This window comes from Aphanothece hegewaldii CCALA 016, assembly GCF_003007785.1.
GTDB lineage: Bacteria > Cyanobacteriota > Cyanobacteriia > Cyanobacteriales > Microcystaceae > Chroococcus > Chroococcus hegewaldii.
The window spans coordinates 45,830-53,904 of record NZ_PXOH01000030.1; the positions used below are offsets into that span (position 1 = coordinate 45,830).

General features: G+C 36.9%; 7 protein-coding genes and 1 pseudogene. 2 read left to right on the forward strand and 6 right to left on the reverse strand.

Annotated elements, in window-relative coordinates:
• Positions 1–40 precede the first annotated feature (40 nt).
• The 5 genes from dnaN to C7H19_RS20115 all read right to left on the reverse strand — a co-directional run bounded on the left by dnaN (position 41) and on the right by C7H19_RS20115 (position 4,186).
• Complete coding sequence (gene dnaN, locus C7H19_RS20095) at positions 41–1,330, reverse strand: DNA polymerase III subunit beta (protein ID WP_106458708.1); 1,290 nt, start codon at positions 1,328–1,330, stop codon at positions 41–43.
• Between the two features lie 70 nt (positions 1,331–1,400).
• On the reverse strand, positions 1,401–2,291 hold the full coding sequence (locus C7H19_RS20100) for a DUF5895 domain-containing protein (protein ID WP_219907696.1): 891 nt from the start codon (positions 2,289–2,291) through the stop codon (positions 1,401–1,403).
• 101 nt (positions 2,292–2,392) lie between these two features.
• Entirely contained in the window at positions 2,393–2,554 is a 162-nt protein-coding gene (locus C7H19_RS25910) for a hypothetical protein (RefSeq protein ID WP_181280685.1), read from the reverse strand.
• Positions 2,555–2,941: 387 nt separating this feature from the next.
• Positions 2,942–3,490: a siphovirus Gp157 family protein gene (locus C7H19_RS20110; protein WP_106458710.1), complete on the reverse strand. Its 549-nt coding sequence runs from the start codon at positions 3,488–3,490 to the stop codon at positions 2,942–2,944.
• Between the two features lie 369 nt (positions 3,491–3,859).
• Positions 3,860–4,186, reverse strand: coding sequence for a hypothetical protein (locus C7H19_RS20115; protein WP_106458711.1), 327 nt, complete (start codon positions 4,184–4,186; stop codon positions 3,860–3,862).
• 250 nt (positions 4,187–4,436) lie between these two features.
• Here C7H19_RS20115 and C7H19_RS27060 point away from each other — a divergent pair.
• Positions 4,437–5,663 (forward strand): annotated as a pseudogene (locus tag C7H19_RS27060) (ISL3 family transposase).
• Positions 5,664–6,036: 373 nt separating this feature from the next.
• A complete protein-coding gene (locus tag C7H19_RS20125; RefSeq protein ID WP_106458712.1) occupies positions 6,037–6,813 on the forward strand; it encodes a glycosyltransferase in 777 nt (258 codons plus the stop codon).
• Positions 6,814–6,815: 2 nt separating this feature from the next.
• Here the strand turns inward: C7H19_RS20125 and C7H19_RS20130 are convergent.
• On the reverse strand, positions 6,816–8,075 hold a 1,260-nt coding region (locus C7H19_RS20130), incomplete at its 5' end, for a Calx-beta domain-containing protein (protein ID WP_281261733.1).

Genomic DNA, 8,075 nt, shown 5'->3' on the forward strand with positions numbered 1-8,075 from the left:
AGATGAAATGATGACAATAGACCACAAATGAGGAAATGATTTAAGAAACCGCAATCGCTGTTTTCTTACGACGATTTTTCTTAGGAGTGATTTTTGAAGGCGTAGGTTCTTTCACATCAATCGTTGCAGAATCAATGGTTTTTTTAGTTGATTCGTCTTCAGAAGATGAAGTGGCTGTATCATCAGTGATACCTGGAATGAGCATTGGCATCAGACATTGAAACATACTAGAAAGCTCGGTTTCTAAAGCAACCAGCTTAGTAATACAGGAAGGTTCATTGAGGCATAGTTGAAATTGTTTACCTGAGAGACTTTTTAAAGCATTTCTTAAGTAAAGGGCATTTAAACCAAAAATTAAGTTACTATCAACATCTGCCTTAATCCTCTCAGTTCCTGTTTTAGCGTTGGCTTCGGTGAAAAGTTCAACAGTCTGCTCGGTTTGATTAGTTCTAAGAACAATTGCTGGCCCGTATTTTTCACCTTTGGGATTAATCAACAACAACCGATTGACAGCCGCTAAAAGTTCATCGCCTAAAAAGGTAATGTGGTGAACAAAATATCTTGGCACAATGGTTTCATAATCAGGATACAAACCTTCTAAAAGTCGAGCAGTTAGGATCGTTTCAGCAACTTGAAACTGAAGTTGATGATCGCAATAATAAAGAGTAACCTCGTTTACCTCTTTGTTTTTAATGAGTTTGATGAGATATTCTAAGGGAGTCGCTGGAATGGTCATAGCAGGCGGTTCCGTTGTCAAAAGAAACCGTCCAGTCAGTTGAGTAACGGTTAAGCGATGACCATCGGTTGAGGCTAACTCAAGACTATTACTTTCTTCTGCGTCAGAATTAAATTTAAAATGAACCCCTGTGAGGACTTGTTTGTGTTCCTCTTTAGCACAAGATTTGAGGCAAGGTTTAAGAGCTTCGAGAAGATTTTTAGTTGGCAGGACGACGGAGCGTTGATTTTCAAAGGCAGGAAGTTTGGGATATTCGGCACTCTCCATGCCCTGTAACTGATATTTTCCATGACTACAAGAGAGTTCGATGACTTGATGTTCTTTTAATTCAAGGGTTAATTCTACATTTGGCAAAGCGGTGACTAGATCGTGAAAGAGTTTGCCTTCAAAAGTGATCTGGCCAGCCTTATGAATGAGCGCATGGCAATAACTTTCAATGCCAATACTAAGATCAAAAGCTGTGAGTTTAATTCGCTCTTGTGCCGTTTCGAGTAAAACATGACTGAGGATAGGATGCGGTGGTTTAGAGGGTAGTGCTTCGACAACATCGACTAAAGCTGCCGCTAGAGTTTCTTGAGAACAAGTAATTTTCATAGGTTAATTCTAATATTTGGAGAATGAAAGAAAACCCTCTACTTCAAATCCATAGAGGGTTGAGCAAAGATTACTCTTCGTCTTCAGCAGAAGCAGGTAACACGGGAACGGCTGTATCGTTACTATGGATAATCACAGATAGATCGGGTTGTAAGCCATTCCAAATTTGATGTTTGAGGGGATCGTCATAACCGAGAAAATAATTGCGCCAGTTATTGAGGGTAGGAACATCATGAGAAACGACTCGACAAGTCGGGGATTTTTGTTTTTTACCGACTAATTCTCTTGCAGTTTGAAAGCTAAAGACGCACAATGACTTAAATTTGGCATTTTTTGGGCGAGCAGCAATACCGTTCGTTACAGCATGACAGGTCGTAATTTCCTGACATAATTGATTCCATTGTTGACTAAAAGTAGCTTGATTAGCACCTTTAGCTACATAGGATAAAGGAACGCTGTGTAAAGGTCGATTATCTGTACCAAGTAAAATTACTTCGTACATTTGTACGTTTCCAACATTATCATCATCTTTGTACTCTCGTTTCCAATGACCGAGAATGACTAATTGTTCTGATTCAGTTGAGGCGGAGCGATCGTATGCTAGAAGAGTACTGCGTGGACAAACCAGCATCCGAGGATTTTTCAATAATAGCCCCAGAGCCTCATTTCCCGTACTTTCATAAGTGTAAGTAATTAGTTGTTCAACAATACTGTCGAAGTCTAACCACCCCGCTTTAGCCATTTCATCAGTAGAGATAAAATAACCGCACAAATCTGGTGTTAGACCGCGCAATGCTTGAAGACGAGGAAGTCGAGCATTAGGGTCAAGATAACTAGCATCGGTGAATTCATCCTTAATTAGTTCTTGAGTTGGTAGATCTTCAATAGGTGCAGACATAACAGTATCTTCGATAATTTCTGAGGAAATCACTTCGGCAGTAGCAGCTTTTGTTTTAGGCATAGGTTAAAAAGGTAAAAGTTTTTTTTAAACGAATAAGTAATGAAAAGATGCTTAAACTAAAACATCTTTTTTTAAGTCAATTCATTAACTAAGATTAGTATTTAGAAATGTAAATCTAAGTCTGAATAGGCTAAATATTGACTTTCATGAAGTTCATACCAAAGTTGTTCATCAGAGGTTAGATTAATGCTTTCTTCTCCGTCGTTTGAGATGAGCAAACAAGACAACCAAGCATTGAGATAAGCTATTGTTAAATGAGACACATTTTTTTTAAATGTTTTTTCATACAAAGTTCCTCTTTTTCACAGATCATTTAATCAGTGCAAAGCACTGCTCTTATTTTTTGGATTAATCTAAATTACCAAAATAGCTATTTTTATTAGGAACTAAAATAATCTTTTATCTTTTGAGTAAATTTGAGTGTTTGTCATGCCATTAAAGCATAATTTGATAATAATATTACAATAAAAAATTGTTGTTTAATTTTTAAACTTACTAAAATAAAAATTTTCATGAAAAGAAAAAAGGTTCTTTAAAACAAATGTTTTATAAGCTTAAAGAACCTAAAATTATAGCTTGATAATTTAACTAGATATAACAAACTAGGAAAAACCCTGAAAAGCGTATTGAGCATTTACTAATTTGTTTGGTCATTTAATCCGAATATGATAAGTTCTAGGCATAACTTTAGCAATTAATCGTCCCTGTAAATCTCTAATTTCGCCTAAATTAATAGTAGCATCAATTAATTCTGCTCGCTTTAGGCGAGGAATATATTCTAGATATTCTTGAGGAAAATCTTGCTCTTTTAAGTTAGGATTAATCCAAATAGGCGGATGCCCTCCATTCGTGCATAAACTAACTTTAGAGAGCTTACCTTCTAATTTTTTTCCTCGCTCGCCAAGCTTTTCAAATCGACGTTCCATGAATTCCTGAAGCTTTGATTTAAGCCATTTGACGGTTGTTTCATTGGTGTTTGCCAGTGATTGAATTCTTTGCGCTTCTTCTTTTTGATATTTAACTTTAGTTTCATATTTTCGGATAGCTGTTGTATAGGAATCTATCTTTTCCTCTATTTGCGGAAAAAGATGTTCTTCTAAATGAGATTCGGCAAAAGTGCGAGATTGCTCATCATCAGATTCTAAATGATCTAAAATGAGTTCTAGTTCTACATCAAGTTGGTAGAGGGATTCTAGCATAAATAACCTTGCAATTTTTCAAAGGATTTTTGGCTAATTTTTCCTAGATAGAGCCGTTGTAAAAGTTTTCTAGTTACAGCAAATTTTTGCACTTCACTGAGTCAAATTTTTTGTGTCTTGTGTTAATAAATAGAGAGAGTTTAGTTTCTGTCTAAATGTTTAACAAACGATTAGTCAAGAAATTAATGATAATTACTTCGTCTTTATCAACTCCTAGAAAAAAACTGGAAAGAAGGGGGACAACCTTGTTTAGTTAGTTCATGGGTATCATAATTAATCTGTTTTTAGAAGGTTGTCCCCCTTCTTTCAATGTTTAATGTATCTCTCTCTATTAAAAAATGAATAATTTTTTGAGTTGAGCGTTTTTTATCAAAATTCTTCTGTGGACTCAAGACTTCTAGTCAGTTCTGTTTCTTGGAACCATATAAGTTCTCTAGTTCCTTGTTGAAGTCGAATTCCGTAGAGCCATTGTGATTGATTATGAGTTTCTACAAGTTCTAACGCACAAATCAGAAAAGAGTCAGTTGTCCCTTTTAGGAAGACTTGTTCTCCAAAAGTAAACTGAGGCTGAATTGTTAAAGGTGATAAAGGTTTAAATTCAATAGTAATAAAGTGTTCTTCATCATCTGGCTCGGTGCGATATTCGATGTAAGGAATACCATTTGATTCAACGGTTTGAGCTTCGTAATAAGACATAGAGAATTTAAGCAATTCAAAAGGTATTCATTTCCTGCAAAGCAGGAAAAAAGAGAAGTTATTCTACAAATTCTTGAAAACCAGCCTGAGTTCATCTAAAAGGATTTAATGTTATCTTGACAGGCTAGCCAAGAAAGGAAAAAAATAAGTTTGATTTAAAAATGGGCTGAGTCTTAATAATTTTGGCTCTCCAAGCTCAAATATGCTAAAATTAATAAAAACTTTTGAAAATTAACGATCATAACCTTTAATGCCGTCCACAGCCCAGTTAAAACTCATCGAAAATTTACTTAATCTTCCCAATCTAAAAGTTACAGATTATATAAATCAAGAAAACTTGGGAATGATTGTTCAAGTTTCAGAGCAAAATAAAAAAGCTACTTGCCCTCGCTGTGGAACTAAAAGTGAAAAACTACATTAAAATCATTCATTTTTGGTTAAAGATCTACCTTGGGGGAGCCAAGAAGTTTATTTAAAAATTAATCGAAGACAGTTTAAATGTCAAAAATGTAAAAAACCAAAGAGTGAAAACTTAAGTTTTATAAAAACCCGACGCGGCTACACTAAACGTTTGGCTCTTAAAATAGTAGAGCAAGTTTTGAAAAGTAATATTAGAACGGTAGCATTACAAAATAATCTAACTGAAGATGTTGTCGCAAGGATGCTAAAAGATGTAGCAGAAAAAAAGTTAGAAGAAAAGCCAAAAGAACTAAAAAAACTTGGATTAGATGAGATAGCCTTAGTAAAAGGTCATGGAAATTACTGTGCAGTTTTGGTTGATGAATGAGAAGCACAAATTAATAGGAATGCTACCTTCAAGGAAACAAGAAGATTTAGAAGTTCTTTTTAAATCTTGGGGAGAAGAAATTATTAAAAAAATCGAAGCAGTTAGTATTGATCTATCTATGGAAATCATATAAAATTCTGATTGAAAAGTTAATGCCACAGGCGGAAATTATTGCTGACCGCTTTCATGTACAGAAAAGTATTAATACTAAATTGTACTCAAAAAGAAAGGAGCTAAAAAGGAAAGCTAATATTAAGAAAAATCAGTCAGTAAAACTTTTAAAAATTCTCAATAATAGTAAATATGCTCTCTTAAAAAATCAAAATAATTTAACTGAAGCTCAACAAGACAAACTAAAACAAGTAAAGAATAAAATTCCTATTTTAGGAAAAATGCACAGTCTCAAAGAAGATTTTCAAAAAATTTTATAAGAAAGCCGCGATTGGACAACGGGATTAAATGAATTGAGCGATTGGTTATTAACAGCTTCGTCTTTATTTCCGCGCAGTTGCCAGACAATCCGAAGATGGTTTGCGGAAATCATGGGTTACGAAGACAACTCGCATTACACAAGGTACTGTAGAAGGAATTAATAACAAACTAAAATTAATAAAAAGTTCTGGATATAAATTTAAAAATTTTGAAAATTTTAAAATAAGAAGCTTATTAAATTGGCATTTTAATTATTAATTTAGCATAGCTTTGCTCGTAGAACCATAATTTTTAGAGCTAGGGACATGAGCAGACTCGGTTACTGGAATAATTTCCAGCATATCTCTTGCCGTTCTCTTGGTAGCTTTGTTTTTCTTGACTTTGTTAAGTTAACCAACAGTATCACTTGCTACTCAAACGCCTATAAGTGTTGAATTCAAGGGCAAGGCTCTCTCGCGTGAGAGTCAAGATTTAATGAATCCATTAAAGAGAGCCTTAACTTCTTAAGAAGTGTTAAAAATAGATTGAGACGATTGTTTTTCTACAGATTACCGCGCTCAACTCTTGCGTTCAGAGTGCTTGAGGAAATCCATGTTGGCTCATCATTAACGAAGAACTAAGGAGTGTTACTTTGAATGTTCCAATTTCCCTAATTATTACGGTTTATAACCGAGAACGTTATCTGGCCAAAGCCATTGAAAGTGTTTTAGCTCAAACCCTGACCGATTTTGAGTTGCTGATCCTAGATGATGGGTCAAGCGATCGCAGTGTCGAAATCGCTCGTCATTATGCAAAACAAGACAATCGCATAAAAGTCATCGTAGCACCCCATACAGGACGAGGACAGGCTCTCTGTAATGCGATCGCTCAGACGACGGGCCAATATTTAGGAATTGTCGATAGCGATGACTTACTGGCTCCCACCGCTTTAGCAGAAACTGCTTACTTATTAAATCAGCAGCCAGACGTGGGAATGGTTTACACCGATTATTTAGTCATCGACGAAAAAGGGACAGTATTAGGATTAGGCAAACGCTGTCAGATTCCCTATTCTTCAATGCGGCTATTAGTTGATTTTATGACGTTCCATTTCCGTTTAATTCGACGTTCGGCTTATAAACAGGTGGGCGGAGTCAATCCAGAATTTAAAGCCGCGCAGGATTATGATTTATGCCTGCGTCTCGATGAAGTTACTAAAATCGCACATTTCAAAAAACCGCTTTATTATTATCGTACTCATCAAGACAATATTTCTCATCTCCTCCAACTCGAACAAATTCAATTTACCCAAATGGCGATCGCTCAGGCTTTGCAAAGGCGCGGACTGTCTGAAAAGTTGGTTTTAGAAGTTGAAGTCCAAGCACAATATCGATTACGCCCTCTAACAAGTGCCGCTAGGAACACTTAAAGTTAACTTGTGGCGATTACGGTTGCCTTACCGTTAAAGTTAATGTTGCCTTTAGCCTCAATCGAACCGAGCAAGGTTGAGTTGCCATTATAACTGAAGTTTCGTGCGGTTACAAAAGAGCCTCGACATTGAGAAGAACCATTAAAGTTAATTTCACCTTGTGCCACTACTCGCAAGTTGCTAGACGTATCAGTAGTGGTCGAGCCATTAAAAATAATACTGCCGTTGCTATTGGCATTAGCGAGTAAAGAAGACCCACTAAAACGGGCATTGGAGTTCATTTGTATTGAACCCGAAGCAAACAGGGAAACATTGTTCGCTTGCACCCCAGACAGATTAATATTACCATTATTGGTCACAAACATGACATTATTAAGGGTGTGTCCATTGCTGTTGAAGTTCAAATCGCCCTGCTCTATAATAATTACTAGATTACTCAAAGTCACATTGGCGGGAACAATTAATCCCCCATTAATGACCCGTACAACAGTGGGTTGAGTCGCCGTGCCACCCCCTGGAAATCGATTTGTCCAATCAGATGCCGAGCTAAGTGGGTTATTTTGAACATTAAAGGTGACGGTAGGAGTACCAGTGGGGACACGACGGGCGGTTTCTTGATTAATGATGCTGGTGTAACTGGGAACAACTACTGTTTGTGGTTCAATTACTTGGGGTGGTATAAGATTAGAGTAAAGGTTGGTGTTAGCATTAATGACATTGTAGCCAGGTGCGACAGTTACAGCACGGTCAATCAAGACTAGCTTACCATTAGCATCACGAATCGGATTACCCTGTGCATCACGACGCACGGGCAAGGTAGGATTACCATTGATGGTAAAACCACGACCAGCATAGATGCGAGCATCATCATTAAGATTCAATGGGTCGCCGTCAAAGTCGCTACTACCGCTAATGGTTACTGTGCCTTCAGCTTTAATGGCAAACGGCAAGCTTGCTGGATCATTATCGATGATGGTTGCCACTCCTATTGTATCAGCGATCGTTGCATTAGTAGCATTAGTCAGATTGATGGAGAAGGTTTCGCTTGCTTCATGGCTTAGATCGGAGATAATAAGTACGGAAATGGTTTGGGATGTTTGACCGGGGTTAAAAGTTAGAATGCCGTTAGTAGCAGTGTAGTCATTAGGTGCAAGCGCCGTCCCATTTGCTGTACTATAATTAACAGTTACGGTCTGACCACTAGCCGCAGAAAGACTGACGGTAAAGGTGGCGGTTGTCATGCCGCTATTTCCCTCGGTTAA